Genomic DNA, 18926 nt, shown 5'->3' with positions numbered 1-18926 from the left:
ATCTCGCTCTCGGCCCAAGCCCAGCCGGGTCGTCAACCCCTGTCCTACACCGCCATGACCTAGACTTCCGCGGAAGCGGTAGCTCGCGGCATGCGCATGACCTGCTCGAGGGCGTGTGGGTGCTTCAGCACGGCAAGCGTCTCGCGTGCGCTGAGGCTGCTGACGACTTCCTCGAAATCGTCGCTCTGCTCAATCTTGGCCCGGCCGATCGCGAGATCTATGTCGATTTGGCCCGATTTGCGCGGCGGCGTTTCGAGGGACTGCATGTGCGGTCCCAGCAACGCGGGATTCTGTCTAAGTTCGATCAGGGCCCCGTGTGGCTCGATTCGATCCAGGCTGGCAAGCTCTCTCGCCCTCTGCAGCAGCGCCGGCACGCGATTGTCCTCCGGGGTTGCAAACAGGCGCGCCATTCGCGGTGCCGTCGAGGTGACGAGACCGATCGGAATGGCGCAAACCAGGCCGATGATCACCGGTGACATCCAGAGCAGCAGCGGAAGCGACACGGCGTAGGCGCTTGCCGCCATGGCCAGACCGCATAGGGTCGGCACCGTGAACTTGCGATAGACTTCGTCGCGCGTGATCCTGCCATCGCTTCGCCGTTGCACTTGCCAGCCCGCGTCACGGCCCAGCAGGATCTCCGCCACGGCGGTGGATTGAAAGATCATCATGGAGGGGGCGATCAAGGCGGCAAGCAGGCTCTCGGCGACCACCGCCAGCAGCACGCGAAATCCGCCGCCGAATGCCTGCCGTTCCGCACGCTTGGTGAGCAAAACGAGGTAGGCCAGCAATTTGGGCACGATGAGCAGCCCCATTGTCGCGGCAAAGACCCAGGCGGCGAGCACGGGATCCTGTGCGGGCCACGTTGGAAACAACGAGAAGCCCTTGGGAAAGTACTCCGGCTTGACGAAATAGGCCTGCAAGGAGGTCAGGATTCCGAGCAATAGAAACAGCAGCCACAGCGGCGCGGTGAGGTAGGATCCGATCCCGGTCAACAGGTGAAGCCTGGAGACCCAGTGCAGGCCTCGAGCCGGTAGAACGGCAAGATGCTGGAGATTGCCCTGACACCAGCGGCGGTCGCGCGCCGCGAAATCCAGAAGCGACGGGGGCACCTCCTCGAAACTCCCGCCGATACCTGGAGCCATGAAAATTCCCCATCCCGCTCGTCGCATTAGTGCGGCTTCGACAAAATCGTGGCTGAGGATATGGCCGCCGAAAGGCTTCCTCCCGCGCAACTCGGGCAGGCCCGCCTCTTGCGCAAAAGCCTGCACCCGGATGATGGCGTTATGTCCCCAGTAGTTGCCCTCTGAGGCGTGCCACCAGGTGTTCCCGGCCGCGATCAGCGGGCCGTACAAACGACCCGAGAACTGCTGAAGCCGGCTAATCAGGGTTCGCGCATTGACGACGATCGGAAGCGTTTGAATCAGCGCGGCTTGCGAGTTCGATTCCATCGCGCCCGCCAGCCGCACGATGGTCTCTCCGCTCATCAGACTGTCCGCGTCGAGAATGATCATGTAGTCGTAGGCGCCACCGAACCGCCTCACCCATTCGGCGATGTTGCCGGACTTTCGGGCGGTGTTGTCGGATCGGTGACGATAGTAGAGATGGCCCGAACCGCAGTTGCGCTGCAGTTCCAGAAACGCAAGCTCCTCGGCAATCCAGATGTCCGGATCTGTCGTGTCACTGAGCAGAAACCAATCGAACAACGGGTCCTGTCCGGTTTCGTCGACCGACTCGTACATGGCGCGGAGTCGCGCCATGAGATGGTGCTGATCCTCGTTATAGGTCGGCAACAGCATCGCCGTTCGGCCGGTGATCGTGGGCAGCGGACCCTGGCTGTCAATTGGCAGCACATCCGGTCGCCCCCGCAGGAGCACAAAAAAACCGGCGACTGAAGACACGAACGAAAACGCGATCCAGGCGAGCAGCACGAGAAACAGCCCGAACACCATGCCTTCGAGGACCGTGACGCCACCAACCTTGAGAACATCGTACATCTCAACAGCGCCCGCAGCGGTAATCGCGACCGTTCCGCCAAGAATGAACAGGCGTCGCGCTGCAACGGCAGGGGCGGTCCGCAGTCGCCCCGGATCGGCACGGTTAGTCCGGTCCAATCGGCAAGGCTGCATGGGGAGAGGCGTTTCGTCGGGAAGATACCGAGTGCCAAGCTCAAGCGAGAGCGCGGGCGAGGTCGTCAGGGCGCCCATCGGTAAACCCAGACTTCAGAGATCGGCTGTTCGCCCTGCATCAAGATCGCCCTCAACTCGATCGGCGCGTCCTTCACGGCGCACTGGAAACTCAGGCGCCAGCCACCGGTTTCCGGGTTTGGCTGTGTGACGACGTTCTTGATCTCGGATTTGTCGGCGCTGACGGCACCCCTTACCTTGTTGGGATCGACCGCCTTCAGTCCGTCCCCGACGATTTCGAGCACGAACAATTTGCTGTCGTCGCCCCGCGCGCCAACGCCTGTGCGGGTGAACCGAGCCAGCGAATTGGGCTTCGGCGCGTCCGGACCCCAGTGCAGACGGTAGGTGTAGTTGTTTTCGCTCTTGGCCTGGAGAGCTGTTTTCGGGCGCCAGAAGGCGGCGATGTTGTCGTGAACTTCCTCCTTGGTCGGGATCTCAAAGAGGACCACACTGCCCTCTCCCCAATCTCCGATCGGTTCGACCCAGAGGCTTGGGCGACGCTCAAAGCGCGATTCGATGTCCTCGTAGGCAAAGAAGTTTCGTTCCCGCTGCATCAGGCCGAAGCCGCGAGGATTGAGATCATTGAATGTGCTGGCTTGCAGATCGCGCGGATTGTTGAGAGGACGCCAGAGTTGCTCGCCCTTTCCGTTGAACACGGCGAGCCCATCGGAGTCGTGCACGGCAGGGCGGAAATCGTCGACATCGTGTCGGTCGTTCGGACCGAAAAAGAACATGCTTGTCATGGGCGCCAGGCCGGCATGCTGCAGCTCGATCCGCGGATAGAGCGACATCTCCACGTCGAAGACCGTCGGAGCGCCCGGCCTGATCGTGAAGCGATAGCTTGCCGTAGCGCTCTTGCTGTCAAGCAGCGCATGGACCACCACAGATGTGGCACCCGGCGCGGGCTTCTCCAGCCAGAACGCCTTGAAGAAGGGAAATTCCTCCCCCTTGCTCTCGCCGGTATCGATCGACAGACCGCGCGCGGACAGGCCATACGTCTCGCCTTTGGCAACGGCACGGAAGTAGCTGGCGCCGAGAAACGCGCAAACCTCGTCGTAATAGTCGGGGCGATTGATCGGGGCGTGAATGCGAAACCCGGCAAACCCGAGATCGGCGTCCGGTACCTGGCCGATATTGTCGCCGAATGCAAAATCGTCGCGCCGGTACCTGATCGGTACGGCTCGTCCGCCGGCGACCTCGTAAATGTCGACCCTGTTCTTATAGAAAAAGCCGCGGTGGAAAAACTGAACCTCGAAGGGCAGCTTCTCGCTACGCCAAGCCGCGCGCTCCGGCAGAAAGCGAATTGACCGGTACTGGTCGTAGGTGAGATCCTTGAGCGCGTCCGGGACCTTTTCCTCTGGTGGCGCAAAGGGCTTACTCGCCAAATTGCGGGCAAGGTCGCGGACATAAGAGGGACCAAACGGCAACTCCGCCGCCGATGCCGCAGAGACTGCGCCAGGTAGTAATGTCGCCAATGGCGTCAATGCCGAGGCTTCCAGGAATTGCCGGCGATTCAACTGTGCTACCCGTTCGGTTCCAACCGCAGTGCAACCCCCTCGTCGCGAACGAGTTCCACGAGCGCCGCCGAATCCGGGCGGAGTGTGGCCGACGACCTCGTCGAGCGGGCTTGGGGCGATTTCGCGCTGCTTGGCCTTGGTTGCGCCTGCAGGACAAGCTGCAATTTCCGATTGCGCATTCTTGAGCCAGGGCGGCGCGCAACGTTGTAGCCCCGAAGGTAACTGGATGATCGCTCTAGCGCACGAGCAGCAACTCCAGCTGGCTCTGCGCTTTCTTGACCGCCGTCGCATACCAGCTCTGGCTTGGTGCCTCCTTGGCGAAGCACGCCGTGTACGCGGTCATCGCGTTGTCTTCGCGGGTGATGTCGCCGCGGGGGTCTTTCTTGTCGATGGGTTTGGCCATCATCTGCTTCCAGACCTTTTCGCAGGCCGGGATCTCAGCCGTCTTCACCGCGTCGCTTGCGGCGAGAAAGAAGACCTTGTCGCCATGGATCGCGACGACGTCGATTTCATGCGGCGGTCCCTTCAGGTCGCCATTGCCGCGCACGCCCAGCACGGCGACGGCCGCGCTCGCTCCCGCGGGCTTCGTGATCGGCAGTTCGGCGTATTTGGCGAAGGCGGAGTCCTGGATCGCCTGATAGTAGAAGCGGTCCGATTTGAAGGCCGCGCCGATCTCCTGCGGCATGCCGTCCTCGCGGTGCTCGCGAAGCCAGTGCCTGAGCAAGCCGGTCGTGGTCGCCACCGCTTGCATCTTGTCGCCTTCGGAGGCGAAGCCGAGGCCGTCGAGATGGCCAAAGCCGGAGTCGCCCTTGAAGAGCGTGTCCGCATTCGTCTTGCCGTCGGCCGGCAGTCCCTTGATCACGACGGGGCCCACCAGGCCGCGCAGGACGCCCGTCAACTCCTTGAGCGCCGCATCGTGCTGCTTATAGGTCTCGTCGTTCTCCGCAGCTTTCGAGAACTTTGCGATGTAGCGATCGCGCAGGTCGAGATAATGCTGCTCGGGCGTGGCCGCATCGGCGGGCGTAGCAAAGACGAGCAGGCAGAGCAAGGCAAGCGATCTCATGCGATTTCCGGAAAGGCGGGGAGTGATCTCCAGTCTTTGTGCCGGTGCCGGGCCGTAAGGTTCATCCGCGCCGGACGAACGCCCTACTCCGCCGGCGTCAGTTGCTGCCGGCTTGGGCGCATCGCAGCCGTCGCCCGCACGCGGACACGGGCGCGGCGCTTGCGCCACCAGATCACGATTCCGGTGACCGAGAGCGCCGCCACCACCAGCCCCATGACCGAGATCAGAATGCGGCCGAACAGCCCGACGATGCGGCCCGAATGCAGCGGGAATTGCGCCTGTACGAAGATGTCGGCGGCGGTGCCGACCCAGGGCAGCCGTTCGCCGATCGGACGACCGTCCTCGCTGTCGTAATAGAGCTGCGCCGGGCCGACGCCGCCGGCGCCGTGATCGTCGCCGGGGTGGAAGAAGGCCGCGGCATAGACGCCGTGGGCCGGGCCGTGATTGACCGAGCCGACCGGGATGGTCCACCCTCGCCCCTTGCCGTCGACCGCCGCGCGCGCGGCGATGTCGGCGAAGCTGACCTTGGGCTCGATGGGGTCGTCGAGATCGCGATACGGCCGCTGCTCATAGGGCGTCGGCGTGTAGTTCGACACCATTTTCATCAGCGGCGAGAACACCTCGAAATAGAGGTTCAGCGAGAACGCCGTGAAGGCGATGATGAAGAGCACGCCCCAGGTCCACAGGCTGAAAGCGCGGTGGATATCGAAATTGATCCGGTAGGCGCTGCCTGACGTCTTGATGGTCCACGCGGGCGCCCAACGCGCCCAGAAGCCGCGTTCGAGCTGGCGCGTGACCTGGGGTGCCCGCGCCGCCCGGGCGCGCCGGCGCGAGGGCAGCGTCAAATACAAGCCGACGAAGCAGTCGATGGTCCAGATGATGGCGATCACGCCGAGCAGGCGCATGCCCCAGCGGTCGCTGCCCCAGAATTCCGGGATGTGCATGGTGTAGTGCAGCTTGTAGAGGAACGAGACGAAGTTTTCGCGCGTCACCGGCCACACCGCGCCCCAATAGCGCCGGCCGAGCTCGGCGCCAGTATTGGGGTCCAGAAAGATCTGATTGTAGTCGAGCGGATAGCGCTTGCCGGTCGCGGGATCGATCCTGGGCATGACGAAGAACCACAGCGAGTGGCCCTCCTCCGGCGTCATGAACAGGTAGACAACGCGCGCGCGGGGATCGCGCTGCTCGATCATCTTGGCGAGATCGATCGAGGGAATGGCCGGGCCCTTGCTGCTGACGTCGAACAGATGGCTGTTCAGGACCTCGTCGATCTCGTGATCCCAGGAGATGATCGCCCCGGTGATACCGGAGAAGAACAGGAATCCGGCCGTGAGCAGTCCCGCCCAGCGATGCAGCTTGCCGAATATCGCTCTCATCGTCTTCTCTCATCAAGCAGGCCCGGCCGCCATTGCCGGACCGTCCTAGACCTCACCACCGATACGTCAGCTTGCCGATGGCCTTGCGTCCCTCTGCGTAGAAGCAGCCCGACAGGCTGTAACAGGCGGCGACGTAGCGGGTGTCGGCGAGATTGGTGACGTTCAGCGACAGGCGCCAATTGTCCCTGGTGTAGGCGAGCAGCGCGTCCAGCACGGTCGCGGATCCGACCTTGAATGTATTGGCGTCATCGCCCCAGGTCGCGCCGACATAGCGGACGCCGCCGCCGAACTGCAGGCCCGCGAGCGGCCCGGTCTGAAGCGTATAGTCGTTCCACAGCGAGGCGCGGTTGAGCGGCACGGTGACCGGCGCCTTGCCGACATTCACCGGATCCTGCGTGACGATTGCATCGACATAGGCATAGGCCGCGCGCAGGTTCCAGCCGTCGGCGAGCGACATCGTGCCTTCGAGCTCGAGGCCGCGCGATTTCACTTGACCGGTCTGCTCGGCAATGTTGAGCGGAGGCGCAAAGGTGACGACGTTGTCGCGCGTCAGGTCGAAGGCGGCGAAGGTGAACAGCGCGTTCCATCCGAGCGGCTGGTACTTGACGCCCACCTCGTACTGCACGCCGGTCTCGGGATTGAGCAGCTGTCCGCTCGGGCCGGTCGCGAGCACCGGCAGGAACGATTCCGAGTAGCTGAAATAGGGCGCGATGCCGTTGTCGAAATTGTACATCATTGCGGCGCGGCCGGTGAAGGCCGACGCATCCTTCGCGACCGACGTATTGAAGATGCCGCTGCCGACCTGCGTCGTTACAAAATCCTGGCGGCCACCGAGCTGGAACGAGAGCCGGCCGAGCTTGATCTGGTCCTGCGCGTAGAGGCCGACCTGCGACTGCTTGACCCCGGTGTCGTCGCTCATGGCGCCCATGGTCCAGTCGTAGCTGTAGACCGGGCTGAAGACGTTGATCTCGGGCGCGGACGTCGTGACGCCAAAGGCGGTGTCGCGGAATCTGGTGTTGCGATAGTCGATCCCGACCAGCGTGGTGTGGCTGAGGAAGCCGGTGGTGAATTTGCCCTGGAGCTGGTTGTCCACGGCGAAGGAGTCGATGTAGGAGTTGCTGTAGCTGCCGAAACGGGCGAGCTGTCCCGCGGCCTCGTCGGTATAGCCTCCGCCGAAAAACACCTTCTCCTCGTTGTGCTGGTAGGCGTAGCGCAAATTCTGCCGGAATGTGATGTTGTCGGTGAAATTGTGCGAGAGCTGGTAGCCGGCGGTCGCGATCTCGGTGTTGAACGCGTTGAAGCTCGGCACGCCCGAAGAACGAGACCGGGATGGTGCGGCCGTTGTTTGGCCACACCGTGCCCGAGGCCGGCAAGAACTGGAGGCCCCACCCTGCCCGGTCGCGCTGGTAGTTGGCGAGGATCGTGATGGTGGTGTCATCGTTCGGCTTGAACGTGACGGCGGGCGCGACGAAGACGCGGTTGTCCTTGGTGAAGTCGACCTGGGTTTCGCCGTCGCGCACCACGCCGGTCAGGCGCCACAGCACGGTGCCGTCCTTGTTGGCGGGACCGCCCATGTCGAACTGGCCCTGATAGCGGTTGAAGCTGCCGCCCGAGATCGAGACCTCGCCGAACTGCTGGGCCGTCGGCAGCTTGGTCACGTAGTTGAGGATGCCGCCGGTGCCGCTGCCGCCATACATCGCCGAGGATGGGCCCTTGAGAACCTCGAGACGCTCGGCGCCATAGGGATCGAGGCCGTTGAAGTGCACGTAATTGCTGGAGGGAATCCGCAAACCGTCGACATAGAGGCCCGACATGGTGGTGTCGAAGCCGCGGATCTGGAGGGCGCCGAAGCGCGTGTCCGAGCCGCCGTTGACGTCGCCGCTGACGCCGGCGGTGTAGCGCAACGCCTCGCCGATCGAGACCGCGCCCTGGTTCCTGACCTGGTCGGTCGTGACGACGGAGACGGACTGCGGGGTTTCGATCAGCGGCGTATCCGTCTTGGTCGCGGTGCCGCTGCGCGTCGCAACGAAACCGCGCACCGGACCATTGGAGCGTTCACCGGTGGCGTCGTTCGAGGATGCCGACTGGGTTGGCGCAGCTTGCTGCGACGGAGAGCGACGATTGGCGCGCGCGGTGCGTGTCGCCGCTGACTGTCGCGTTGAGGCGACCGCTGCAGGCCGGGCGCGCTGAGCCGGGGCTTCGACGGTGACGGCGGGGATCTGCGTTTGCGCCTCCACGGCACCGAAGGGAACGACGAGAGCAAATGTGCTGGCCGCTCCGAGGAAGAGAGTCTGTATCTGTCGACGACGCGTGTCGGCACGCGAAGCAAGTTGGAAATCGGTCACGTTTGTCGAGGCCCCACGCACTGCCGGCTTCGCCGGTATCGTTTTTGATGCCTCGCCCTAACGCAGGCGATTTCGGAGTGCGATAGGAACTGCGTTAGAATTTCTCCAGACGCGTGCGCAACGCGTGCGACGAATGCACTCAGTCGTGTCTCGAAGTTTGGAATGCTTCCAGACCGACAAGAACCTGCTTGTTCGAAATGTCTTAAACGGCGTCAGCGATGTCGCAGCCGGCGATTAACCCGGCGCGCGAGATAATCGCCGGCGCTCTGCACGAGCTGCACCAGCGCGATCAGCACCACGACGACGGCCAGCATCATCTCCGGCATGAAGCGCTGATAGCCGTAGCGGATGCCGAGATCGCCCAGGCCTCCGCCTCCGACGGCGCCGACCATGGCGGAATAGCCGAGCAGGCTGACAACCGCGAGCGTCAGCGCCAGCAGAAGACCCGGCAGCGCTTCGGGGATCAGCACCTTGAGCACGATCTGCATCGGCGAGGCCCCGAACGAGGACGCCGTCTCGATCAGGCCGCCATCGACCTCGCGGATCGCGGCCTCGACCAGGCGCGCGATGAACGGCGCCGATGCGATCGTCAACGGTACGATCGCGGCCGTCGATCCGATCGAGGTGCCGGCCACCAACCGCGTGAACGGGATAATGGCGACGACCAGGATGATGAAAGGCGTGGATCGCGTCGCGTTGACGACGGCACCGAGCACGCGATTGACGATGGGCGCCGCGAACAGCTCGCCTTTCCGGCTGGTCGCGAGAAAGACGCCGAGCGGCAGGCCGAAGGCGGTGCCGATCAGCGCGGCGAGCCCGACCATGTACAGGCTCTCGCCGGTCGCCTGGATGATCAGGTTGATGAGTTCAGGCGACATAGCCGAGACGCTCCGCGGGGAATTGATATTGTGAAAGCCAGGCCAGCGTGCGCGTCGTCGCGTCCTCGCCGCCGGACATGCCGAGAGGGATACCAAGCGTCAGCGAGCCCACATGCTGGCCGCCGATCTCGTCGATGCGGGCCGACAGCAGCGACACGTCGAGGCCGAGCTCGCGCGCCAGCCGCGCCACCATCGTGTCGCCGGCCCCTGCCCCGCGCACCTTGACGCGGATCACGGCCTGTCCGGCCGGAGGCTGCTCCGAAACGATCCGGCTCGCCAGCGACACCGGCAGGCTGTCTCCGATTACTTCGGCCAGGAAGGATTGCGTGATCGGATGCTTGGGGTAGGTGAAGATGTTGGCGACATGGCCGCTCTCGACGACGCGGCCGGCATCGAGCACCACGACATCCCCCGCAAGTTGGCGCACCACGGACATCTCATGGGTGATCAGTACGATGGTCACGCCCAGCTCGCGGTTGATGTTCGCGAGCAGATCGAGGATCGCCCGCGTGGTCTGCGGATCGAGCGCCGAGGTCGCCTCATCCGACAGCAGCACGCTCGGCCGCGTCGCGAGCGCACGGGCAATGCCGACGCGCTGCTTCTGGCCGCCGGAGAGTTCTGACGGGTAGCGATCGTGCTTGTCTGCGATGCCCACCAGCGCAAGCAGCTCGGCCACGCGCGCGCGGATATCGGCCTTGGCCCAGCCGGCGATCTCCAGCGGCAGCGCGATGTTGGCGGCAGCGGTGCGGGAGGACAGCAGATTGAAGTGCTGGAAGATCATGCCGATCGAGCGCTGCGCCAGCCGCAAGTCGCGGCCCGAGAGCGCCGAGATATCTCTGTTATCGACGACGACGCGGCCCGTGGTCGGCCTCTCCAGGCCGTTGATGAGCCGGACCAGGCTCGATTTGCCGGCGCCGGAGCGGCCGATGATTCCGGTGATCGAACCGCGCGGGATGGCGAAGTCGATGTTTTGCAGGGCATTGACGCCGGGCTTGCCGCGATAGGCCGGATAGGTTTTCGAGATGCCTTCGAAGCGGACCATCGCGTCGGACGCAGTCGCGGCAGGTGAGATCGCGTGAGCTGAGATCGCGTCAAACTTTTCGATCGGCTGTCCGATCGCGAGCGACGGGTGGACGTTCATGGAGGCGGCCTTCATGCACAATAGTTCCCTTGCCCCTGGGCATCCGGGAACGGTCGCATCAAGCGACGGAGAGTGAAACCGCGATGAGGACTCGGCTGGAGCGCGCTGCACCGCAGCACGCACAATCGCCCTTTCGGGTCGCTCTGGCAATGTCAGATATTTGCGGGGAGTTGGACGAAGTTTTTCAAATGTCTTCCCGCTGAAGAAAATTCATCTGCCGCCGCATTGCCTCCCGCCCGACTCAGTGGACCTGCAACCAGGGCCATACGATCAGCAGGAGCCCCGCGAAATAGAGCATCCCAAAGATCAGCCCAAAACCCCAGAACTGACCCTTGCCGATATAGCCGCTCCCGAAATACATCGGCGCCGGCCCGGTCGCGTAAGGCGAGATCACCCCCATCAGGCCGAGCGAATACATGCAGAGCATGGCGAGCGTCGTGACTGGTAGGTCGGGGATGCCGGATCCGACCGCGAGCACCACGGGCAGCACGGCGGCGGCATGCGAGGTGATGCTCGAGAAGAAATAGTGGATCCAGAAGAACAGCGCGACCAGCAGGAGCATTGCGGTCGACGGCGACAGCCCGGCGAGCGGCTTTGCGTATTCGGTCGCGAACCATTTGATGAAGCCGATCTCGTTGAGGCCCGAGGCCAGCGTCAGCAGCGAGGTGAAATAGAAGAACACCTCCCAGGCGCCCTTCTCGGCGACGATGTCGGCAAACTCGATCACGCCCGTCACCAGCATCAGCGAGATCACGATGAACACGACGGTGGTGGCGTTGACGAAATTCGAGCCCAGAAGCGGCACGCGGATGTCCGGGCTCGAGCCCGCGATCCACAGGAACATCGCGAGCAAGATCAGCGCCAGCATGATCCATTCATTGCGCGACATCGGGCCCATCTCCGCGAGCTCCTTCGATGCCCATTCGGAAATTTCCGGGCTGCTCTTCACCTCGGGGCGGCAGACCGCGTAGCTGAGCAGCGGGACCAGCACCATCAGGAGCAGGCCGAGCGGCGCAAAGCCGATGAACCACTGCGCCCAGCTGACGTCGATTCCGGCGGTCTTCTTGGCGATGGCGAGCGCCGCTGCATTGGGCGCCAGCGCGGTGAAGAACAATGAGCTGGTGACGGCGGTCGACGCGAACGCGGTCCACATCACGTAGGTGCCGATCTTGCCGGCAGTCGGTCCTGGCTCGGAGCCGTAGATGCGCGGGATGTTGCTGATGATGGGATAGACGATGCCGCCGCTGCGCGCGGTGTTGGACGGTGTCGCCGGCGCCAGCAAGAAGTCCGACATCGCCACCGCATAGCCGAGACCTAGCGTGTTGGTGCCGAGCTTTTGCACCAACACGAGCGCAATACGCCGGCCCAGCTGGCTCTTGCGGTACCCGATCGAGAACACGAAGGCGCCGACGATCAGCCACACCGTGCTCTCGGCAAAGCCCGCCAGCATCCAGCGCAGCGATTTGGTCGGATCGGGATCGATATAACCGCCGACGCCGGCAACCGTCAGCCCGATCAGGCCGACCGCGCCGACCGGCATCGATTCCAGGATGAGCCCGGTGATGACGGCCGCGAAGATCGCAAAATAGTGCCACTGATTGGCGTTGAGCCCTGCGGGCACCGGCCACAGATAGATCAGCAGCCATACCGCGAGCGGCGCGATCAGCTTCCAGCGAAACCCTTTCGCCTCGGGTGCCTGCGTGCCAGTGGTCATGGGCCCTCCCCCTCGATCGTCATTGTCGTCTGCCGGCCCGTTGATCGGGCCTATTTTGTCCCAGCGCCGCGTATACGGATAGTCGGCGGCGCAATCAATGCCTGGCCGGCTTCTACCGCCCTCTGAACTTCGGTTTGCGTCGCGTCAGGAACGCCTCGACGCCCTCCTTATGGTCCTCGCTAAGGCTTGCCAGGGCGAACTGGTCGACGTCCATGTGGCTGGCGAGATTATCCAGCGCATGCGCCAGCCGGTTGACCGTGAGTTTCGTCATGGCAACGGAGAGCGGCGGCTGCGCGGCCACCTTGCGCGCAAGCTCCATCGCGGCATCGAACGCATGGCCGGGATCGACCACCTGCTCGACCAGGCCCCACTCATAGGCTTCATCCGCGCTGATGCGCTGATCGGCCAGGATCACCGCCTGCTTGGTGCGCGCCGGGCCGATCAGATGCAGCATGCGCGGAATGCTCTGCCAGCTCATGTTCATGCCGAGCCCGATCTCGGGCACGCGCAGATGGGCATCGCGTCCCATGACGCGGAAGTCGAGCGCGACGGCCAGCGCCACGCCGCCGCCGACGCAAAACCCCTCGATGGCGGCGATCGTGATCTGCTCCATCTCCTGCCAGGCGTGGGTCAGGCGCGGTCCGAGCTTGAGATGCCGCCGCAGCGTGCCGAGGTCCATGTCCTTGCGCGCGCGGCCTTCGGCATCCTTGAGGTCGAAGCCGGCGCTGAACGCAGCCGCGCTGCCTGTCAGCACCACGGCAGAGGTTGCGGCGTCATCCTCAAAACTGCGCGCGGCCGCGGTGAGCTGGCGTAAAGCCTCTGGCGATAGCGCATTGATGCCGTCGCCGCGGTCGAACCGCACCACCGCAATCCGTCCCTCCGGCCCGAGGCCCTTCTCGATCTTGACATAGTCAGGCAACGCAAACTCCCCTGGTCTTGGTCTTCCTGGCGCTCACAGATGCCCGGTGCGCCGATGTTCGGGTTCGCTTCCATGGACCGGAAACCGGATCGTGGTCCCGATGGTGATCCAGTTGGCATTTTCGCCGGTGATGTTGCGGCCGTAGATCAGATCGACGGAGAATATCTCGTTCGGTCGGTAGCGGACACCGGTCTGGAAACGCGGCTGCACGATGCTTGCGACCTCGGCGGCGCCGGCCTGCCCGTACGCCTCGATCGTCCATTGCAGCGTGTCGGTGAATTTCCAATCGAAGCCGATGCCGTAGGTCAGGTAATGGCGATCCACCGTCCGATCCCAGAGCCAGCCGCCGTTGACGTTGATGCGCATGGTCTCCGACAGGCGGAAGGTCGCGGGGATGACGGCAAAGGCGGCTAGCGCCTCGCCGGTCGCCGCGTCGAACGATCCTCCGCCATAGGCCGACAATCCCCACCGGCCGATTCCGGTCGGGACGAAATTCGTCTTGGCTTTTGGCGCGATTGTCGTGCTCCAGTCGCCGCCGCTCCGGGCCCGGATGGTCTGCAGGCTCAGCTCGATCGGCCTGAAGGGATCGACGACACAGGAGGGATTGGCGACCGCCGAAAAATCCGTGTTGGAAGCCGCCGACAGCCAACTTTCCACCTTGCAGGAGCCGACATCGGAAATGTCGGCGGCATCGACCGCATAGGCGCCATTCGCGGCGCGCGCATCCTGCGCCGCGAATGCGCCAAGAGCCGCGATTGCGACGGTTATTCCGGTTCTTGCAGCCCAGCCCATGGTGCGATGTTAGCAGAGTCTTCGCCTCGACAACGCCCGGATTCTGGGACTATCTTCGCCCCATGAGCGACCATCATCACCACGATCACGACCATTCCGAGCTGTCGGAGACCGAGCTGCGCGTGCGCGCGCTCGAGACGATCCTGACCGAAAAAGGCTATGTCGAGCCGGCCGCGCTCGACGCCATCATCCAGGCCTATGAGACCCGGATCGGCCCCCATAACGGCGCGCGCGTTGTCGCCAAGGCCTGGAGCGATCCGGCGTTCAAGAAGGCACTGCTGGAGGACGGCTCGAAGGCGATCGGCACGCTCGGCCATGTCAGCCGCGTCGGCGACCACCTCGTCGTGGTCGAGAACACGCCGCAACGTCACAACATGGTCGTGTGCACGCTGTGCTCCTGCTACCCCTGGGAAATGCTGGGGCTGCCGCCGGTCTGGTACAAGGCCGCGCCCTATCGCTCCCGCGCGGTGAAGGACCCGCGCGGCGTGCTCGCCGATTTCGGCGTGCAAGTCGCCAAGGACGTTGAAATCCGGGTATGGGATTCGACCGCCGAAACGCGCTTTCTGGTGCTGCCGATGCGCCCCGCAGGGACCGAAGGCTGGAGCGAGGAGCAGCTCGCCGAGCTGGTCACGCGCGATTCCATGATCGGCACCGGCTTTCCCAAGGCGCCGGGGGCGCCGTCATGAACGGCGTGCACGACATGGGCGGCATGGACGGGTTCGGCAAGGTCGAGCCCGAACCGAACGAGCCGGTGTTCCACGAGGAATGGGAGTCGCGTGTTCTCGCCATGGTACGCGCGATGGGCGCGGCCGGCGCCTTCAACATCGACACCTCGCGCTTCTATCGCGAGACGATCCCGCCGCATATCTATCTCTCGAGCTCCTACTACAAGAAATGGTTTCTCGGGCTCGAGGAGATGCTGATCGAGAAGGGCTACCTCACTCGGGAGGAAGTCGCCGCCGGCCACGCGATGCAGCCGGCCAAGGCGCTCAAGCACGGCAAGTTTGATCTCGGCCAGGTCGAGCGCATCATGGTGCGCGGCAAGTTCGCCCGCCCTGCCCCGGCGCCGGCGAAATTCAAGATCGGTGACAAGGTCCGCGCGAAGAACATTCACCCGGCGACCCACACCCGCCTGCCGCGCTACGTGCGTGGTCATGTCGGAATCGTCGAGCTGAACCATGGCTGCCACGTGTTTCCGGACTCGGCGGCGATGGAGCTCGGCGAGAATCCGCAATGGCTCTACACTGTCGTGTTCGAGGGCCGCGATCTCTGGGGCGCGGACGGCGATCCGACCTCGAAAGTCTCGATCGATGCGTTCGAGCCGTATCTGGACCCGGCGTGATGAGCAGCACGGCTGCTGCTGCCGCGACGGCAGCGATCCCGAGCATTCCGCGCGACGATGACGGCCCGGTGTTCCGCGCGCCCTGGGAGGCGCACGCCTTCGCGATGGCGCTGACGCTGCACGAGCGCGGCGTGTTCACCTGGCCCGAATGGGCGGCAGCCCTGGCCTCCGAGATCAAGCGCGCGCAGGCGGCCGGCGATCCCGATACGGGCGAGACCTACTATCTCCATTGGCTCGCCACGCTGGAGGGGCTGGTCGCGCGCAAGGGCGTTGCGTCTGCGGAGACGTTGCATCGCTACCGCGACGCCTGGGACCACGCGGCCGATCGCACCCCGCACGGCAAGCCGATCGAGCTGAAGGCGGAGGATTTTGCGCCGTAGTCCCTTTGCGCGTTGCTTGGGTACACTCTAATCCCAACCAACACTGTCATTCCCCGCGAAGGCGGGGAATCCAGTACGCCGCGGCCTGTCGATTATCGCTACCTTCTCGGAGTACTGGATCACCCGCTTTCGCGGGTGATGACACCGAGTCTATGGTATCACCGTCCCGCCACGTACTCCCGCCACCCCTTCGCCCGCAGGCTGCACGCCGGGCATTCTCCGCAGCCGTATCCCCAATCATGCTGCGCGCCGCGTTCGCCGAGGTAGCAGGTGTGCGACTGCTCGCGGATGAGGTCGACCAGCCCGTCGCCGCCGAGGTCATGGGCGAGCTTCCACGTCGCGGCCTTGTCGATCCACATCAGCGGGGTATGCAGCTCGAACTTGCGGGCCATGCCGAGCGACAGCGCGGCCTGCATCGCGCGGATGGCGTCGTCGCGGCAATCGGGATAACCGGAATAGTCGGTCTCGCACATGCCGCCGACGATGTAACTGATGCCGCGCCGATAGGCCAGCGCCGCGGCGAAAGTCAAAAACACCAGATTGCGGCCGGGCACGAACGTGTTCGGCAGGCCGTCGGCGCCCATCGCAATCGCGACGTCGCGCGTCAGCGCCGTCTCGGACACGGCCGCCAGCGTCGGGATCGCTAGCGTGTGGCTCTCCCCGAGCCTGGAAGCCCAATCCGTGCGCAGGCCCTTGATGCCGTCGAACAGCCGGTCGCGGCAGGCAAGCTCGATGGCGTGGCGCTGCCCGTAATCGAACCCAAGCGTCTCCACGTGCGCAAAACGATTCAGCGCCCAGGCAAGGCAGGTGGTGGAATCCTGGCCGCCGGAAAACAGCACCAGCGCGGTTTCGGATGAAGATGCGTCAGTCATGGCCCGCGCTTTAGCACTGCGCACGCGGCTCGCCAATCTGGCGCGCCAACCGGTGGAAATCACCCTGTTCCGCCGCGCTACGCTGGGAACGGGGGCGCTTTTGGCATAAGGCTTGAGAGCCAGGAGAATGCCCGCAATGACCCCTTCCCGCGACATTTCCCGCCTGATCGAGATCATGGCGGCGCTGCGCACGCCGGTGACTGGCTGCCCCTGGGACCTCGAGCAGAATTTTGCGACCATCGCCCCCTATACGATCGAGGAAGCCTATGAGGTGGTCGAGGCCATCAGCCGCGGCGATCTCGACGATCTCTGCGAGGAGCTCGGCGACCTCCTGCTGCAGGTGGTGTTCCATGCTCAGATGGCCGAGGAGCAGAACGCCTTTGCCTTCGGCGATGTCGTCGAGGCCATCACCCGCAAGATGATCCGGCGCCATCCGCACGTCTTCGCCGACAAGGAGGGCAATCTCGCCTCCTCCCACGTCAAGGAAGTCTGGGACCGCATCAAGGCCGAGGAGAAAGCCGAGCGCGCCGCGCGCCGGCCACCCCAGGAAGCGCCGTCCCACAAGTCGCTGCTGTCAGGCGTGAAGGCCGGCCAGCCCGCCCTGACGCGCGCCATGGAGCTGCAGCGCAAGGCCTCCACTGTCGGCTTCGACTGGAACGATCCGCGCGCGGTGCTGGCAAAAATCCGCGAGGAAGCCGACGAGATCGAGGCCGCACTCGATCGCAACGACAGCGAGGGGTTGGCGGAAGAGACCGGCGACCTGATGTTCGCGCTGGTCAACCTCGCCCGCCATGTCGATGCCGATCCGGAAGCCGCGCTGCGGGCGACCAACACGAAGTTCGAGCGGCGGTTTGCCTATATCGAACGGGCGCTGGAGGCGCAGGGGCGGACCCTCGAGCAGGCGTCGCTGGCGGAGATGGACGCGTTGTGGAATGAGGCGAAGAGTGCGAAGCAGTCGTCACCAGAGGAGCGCAAGCAAGCCGGCCGCTAACTCGGCCGGGACGACACTAACTACACGGACAGTCGCGGCACGGCATCGAACCGGTTCACCACGATATCCCGCTTGGTCTCGTCCACCCGCACCGTCATGTCGAAGCGGCCGTCGTGCAGCTCTTTCGCCAGCACTTCGGAATTCCGATGCAGCCAGCTGATGCCGGCGCCGTCGGAGGCATCGATGGAGAGGTCGAGCGTGATGCGCTTGGCGGCCAAGCGCTCCTCGATCGCGGCGAGCAGCGCGTCGACCCCTTCGCCCGACACGGCCGACACCAGCATCGCGGGATGGTCCTCCGGCCTGCGCGCGGCGATATTCAAGAGTTCTTCGCGCTGTTCGGGACCATAACGGTCGATCTTGTTCCAGACCTCAATGATGCGGCCTGAATCATCGGGATTGATGCCGAGCTGGCGCAGCACCGCGTCGACGTCGCTCTGCTGCGCCTCGGCATCGTCGTGCGAGATGTCGCGCACATGCAGGATGACGTCGGCCTCCAGCACCTCCTCCAGCGTGGCGCGGAAGGCGGCGACGAGCTGCGTCGGCAGATTGGAGATGAAACCGACGGTGTCCGACAGCATCGCCTTGCCGCCATGCGGCAGGGTGAGCGCGCGCAGGGTCGGATCCAGCGTGGCGAACAGCATGTCGGCGGCCTGCACGTCGGCGCGGGTCAGGCGGTTGAACAGCGTCGATTTGCCGGCATTGGTGTAGCCGACCAGCGCCACGACGCGGTACGGCACCCGCTGGCGGCCTGCGCGATGCAGGCGGCGTGTGGCCTGCACCTTCTTCAGTTCGCCCTCGAGCTTGGAGATGCGCTCCTGGATCAGGCGGCGGTCGGCTTCGATCTGCGTCTCGCCGGGACCGCCCATGAATCCAAAGCCGCCGCGCTGGCGCTCGAGATGGGTCCATGAGCGCACCAGGCGCGAACGTTGATAGTTGAGATGCGCGAGCTCGACCTGGAGCGAGCCTTCCTTGGTCTTGGCGCGGCGGCCGAAGATTTCCAGGATGAGACCGGTGCGGTCGAGCACCTTTGCCTGCAACTCCTTCTCGAGGTTGCGCTGCTGGATCGGCGCAAGCGCGCAATCCATCACCACGAGTTCGACGTCGAGGCTCTTGGCGAGCGCGGCGATCTCCTCGACCTTACCCTTGCCGATATAGGTCGCAGGGCGGATCTGGCTGATCGGCGCGATGATGGCGTCGGCAACGACGAGATCGATCGCGCGCGCGAGGCCGGCGGCTTCGTCGAGCCGGGCTTCCGCGTCACGCACGACATGAGCTTCCGATTGCGCGTCGGCACTGCCTGCGCGCACCCGCAAATAGGGACCGATGACAAGCACCCGCCCCGTCTGCGTACCCCCTGCCGACCGCGGACGGTCGGCATCCCCGTCGAAATTCCGGGGTTCCAATCAGATCACT

At 64.5% G+C, this 18926-nt stretch carries 16 protein-coding genes and 1 pseudogene; 4 read left to right on the top strand and 13 right to left on the bottom strand.

The window, feature by feature from the left end:
- Positions 1-59 precede the first annotated feature (59 nt).
- The 11 genes and pseudogenes from mdoH to IVB19_RS18100 form a co-directional block, all read right to left on the bottom strand.
- Positions 60-2204, bottom strand: a complete 2145-nt coding sequence (gene mdoH, locus IVB19_RS18145) for a glucans biosynthesis glucosyltransferase MdoH (RefSeq protein WP_026233451.1) — start codon at positions 2202-2204, stop codon at positions 60-62.
- Positions 2192-3700, bottom strand: coding sequence for a glucan biosynthesis protein G (locus IVB19_RS18140; protein WP_026233450.1), 1509 nt, complete (start codon positions 3698-3700; stop codon positions 2192-2194). Before IVB19_RS18140 ends, mdoH begins: the two co-directional genes overlap by 13 nt.
- Positions 3701-3935: 235 nt before the next feature.
- Positions 3936-4763, bottom strand: coding sequence for a hypothetical protein (locus tag IVB19_RS18135; RefSeq protein WP_018457843.1), 828 nt, complete (start codon positions 4761-4763; stop codon positions 3936-3938).
- 83 nt (positions 4764-4846) lie between these two features.
- Entirely contained in the window at positions 4847-6139 is a 1293-nt protein-coding gene (fsrB, locus tag IVB19_RS18130; protein ID WP_018457842.1) for a siderophore utilization protein FsrB, read from the bottom strand.
- A gap of 52 nt (positions 6140-6191) precedes the next feature.
- Positions 6192-7577 carry a TonB-dependent siderophore receptor gene (locus IVB19_RS18125; RefSeq protein WP_345946428.1) on the bottom strand — a complete coding sequence of 462 codons (1386 nt, stop codon included), beginning with the start codon at positions 7575-7577 and terminating at the stop codon, positions 6192-6194.
- Positions 7578-7866: 289 nt separating this feature from the next.
- Positions 7867-8178 (bottom strand): annotated as a pseudogene (locus tag IVB19_RS40450) (TonB-dependent receptor plug domain-containing protein); the annotation flags it as partial.
- Between the two features lie 518 nt (positions 8179-8696).
- A complete protein-coding gene (locus IVB19_RS18120) occupies positions 8697-9362 on the bottom strand; it encodes a methionine ABC transporter permease (protein WP_018457839.1) in 666 nt (221 codons plus the stop codon).
- Positions 9352-10518 (bottom strand): methionine ABC transporter ATP-binding protein, encoded by a 1167-nt coding sequence (locus IVB19_RS18115; RefSeq protein WP_018457838.1) that lies wholly within the window; start codon positions 10516-10518, stop codon positions 9352-9354. Before IVB19_RS18115 ends, IVB19_RS18120 begins: the two co-directional genes overlap by 11 nt.
- 226 nt (positions 10519-10744) lie before the next feature.
- The gene (locus IVB19_RS18110; protein ID WP_018457837.1) at positions 10745-12217 is read right to left on the bottom strand and encodes a DASS family sodium-coupled anion symporter; all 1473 of its coding nucleotides are present in this window, start codon (positions 12215-12217) and stop codon (positions 10745-10747) included.
- A 112-nt stretch (positions 12218-12329) separates the two neighbouring features.
- A complete protein-coding gene (locus IVB19_RS18105) occupies positions 12330-13136 on the bottom strand; it encodes an enoyl-CoA hydratase/isomerase family protein (protein WP_018457836.1) in 807 nt (268 codons plus the stop codon).
- A gap of 33 nt (positions 13137-13169) precedes the next feature.
- On the bottom strand, positions 13170-13928 hold the full coding sequence (locus IVB19_RS18100) for a PA4824 family protein (protein WP_018457835.1): 759 nt from the start codon (positions 13926-13928) through the stop codon (positions 13170-13172).
- A 62-nt stretch (positions 13929-13990) separates the two neighbouring features.
- On the opposite strand from IVB19_RS18100, the gene nthA reads away from it, so the two are divergent.
- Genes nthA through IVB19_RS18085 form a run of 3 tightly spaced genes read left to right on the top strand, consistent with a single transcriptional unit; the run spans position 13991 to position 15650 of the window.
- Positions 13991-14614, top strand: a complete 624-nt coding sequence (gene nthA / locus IVB19_RS18095) for a nitrile hydratase subunit alpha (protein ID WP_085349816.1) — start codon at positions 13991-13993, stop codon at positions 14612-14614.
- Positions 14611-15270: a nitrile hydratase subunit beta gene (nthB, locus tag IVB19_RS18090; protein ID WP_018457833.1), complete on the top strand. Its 660-nt coding sequence runs from the start codon at positions 14611-14613 to the stop codon at positions 15268-15270. Before nthA ends, nthB begins: the two co-directional genes overlap by 4 nt.
- Positions 15270-15650 (top strand): nitrile hydratase accessory protein, encoded by a 381-nt coding sequence (locus IVB19_RS18085; RefSeq protein ID WP_018457832.1) that lies wholly within the window; start codon positions 15270-15272, stop codon positions 15648-15650. Before nthB ends, IVB19_RS18085 begins: the two co-directional genes overlap by 1 nt.
- 158 nt (positions 15651-15808) lie before the next feature.
- Here the strand turns inward: IVB19_RS18085 and queC are convergent, their stop codons facing one another.
- Positions 15809-16522, bottom strand: a complete 714-nt coding sequence (queC, locus tag IVB19_RS18080; RefSeq protein ID WP_018457831.1) for a 7-cyano-7-deazaguanine synthase QueC — start codon at positions 16520-16522, stop codon at positions 15809-15811.
- A 136-nt stretch (positions 16523-16658) separates the two neighbouring features.
- Between queC and mazG the strand changes: the two genes are divergently transcribed.
- A complete protein-coding gene (mazG, locus tag IVB19_RS18075) occupies positions 16659-17513 on the top strand; it encodes a nucleoside triphosphate pyrophosphohydrolase (protein WP_018457830.1) in 855 nt (284 codons plus the stop codon).
- 20 nt (positions 17514-17533) lie between these two features.
- Here mazG and hflX read toward each other — a convergent pair whose 3' ends face one another.
- Positions 17534-18916: a GTPase HflX gene (gene hflX, locus IVB19_RS18070; RefSeq protein ID WP_026233449.1), complete on the bottom strand. Its 1383-nt coding sequence runs from the start codon at positions 18914-18916 to the stop codon at positions 17534-17536.
- Between the last annotated feature and the right edge of the window lie 10 nt (positions 18917-18926).

Origin of the sequence: Bradyrhizobium sp. 187 (assembly GCF_023101005.1) — a bacterium.
GTDB classification, from domain to species: domain Bacteria; phylum Pseudomonadota; class Alphaproteobacteria; order Rhizobiales; family Xanthobacteraceae; genus Bradyrhizobium; species Bradyrhizobium canariense_D.
This window is presented reverse-complemented; position numbering and strand designations above follow the sequence as displayed.

What these genes read in the sequence shown, in the direction of transcription:
- mdoH (WP_026233451.1), bottom strand. Translation starts at nt 2,204, where the DNA reads ATGGGCGCCCTGACGACCTCGCCCGCGCTCTCGCTTGAGCTTGGCACT.
- IVB19_RS18135 (WP_018457843.1), bottom strand. Translation starts at nt 4,763, where the DNA reads ATGAGATCGCTTGCCTTGCTCTGCCTGCTCGTCTTTGCTACGCCCGCC.
- fsrB (WP_018457842.1), bottom strand. Translation starts at nt 6,139, where the DNA reads ATGAGAGCGATATTCGGCAAGCTGCATCGCTGGGCGGGACTGCTCACG.
- IVB19_RS18125 (WP_345946428.1), bottom strand. Translation starts at nt 7,577, where the DNA reads ATGACACCACCATCACGATCCTCGCCAACTACCAGCGCGACCGGGCAG.
- IVB19_RS18120 (WP_018457839.1), bottom strand. Translation starts at nt 9,362, where the DNA reads ATGTCGCCTGAACTCATCAACCTGATCATCCAGGCGACCGGCGAGAGC.
- IVB19_RS18115 (WP_018457838.1), bottom strand. Translation starts at nt 10,518, where the DNA reads ATGAAGGCCGCCTCCATGAACGTCCACCCGTCGCTCGCGATCGGACAG.
- IVB19_RS18110 (WP_018457837.1), bottom strand. Translation starts at nt 12,217, where the DNA reads ATGACCACTGGCACGCAGGCACCCGAGGCGAAAGGGTTTCGCTGGAAG.
- IVB19_RS18100 (WP_018457835.1), bottom strand. Translation starts at nt 13,928, where the DNA reads ATGGGCTGGGCTGCAAGAACCGGAATAACCGTCGCAATCGCGGCTCTT.
- nthA (WP_085349816.1), top strand. Translation starts at nt 13,991, where the DNA reads ATGAGCGACCATCATCACCACGATCACGACCATTCCGAGCTGTCGGAG.
- nthB (WP_018457833.1), top strand. Translation starts at nt 14,611, where the DNA reads ATGAACGGCGTGCACGACATGGGCGGCATGGACGGGTTCGGCAAGGTC.
- IVB19_RS18085 (WP_018457832.1), top strand. Translation starts at nt 15,270, where the DNA reads ATGAGCAGCACGGCTGCTGCTGCCGCGACGGCAGCGATCCCGAGCATT.
- queC (WP_018457831.1), bottom strand. Translation starts at nt 16,522, where the DNA reads ATGACTGACGCATCTTCATCCGAAACCGCGCTGGTGCTGTTTTCCGGC.
- mazG (WP_018457830.1), top strand. Translation starts at nt 16,659, where the DNA reads ATGACCCCTTCCCGCGACATTTCCCGCCTGATCGAGATCATGGCGGCG.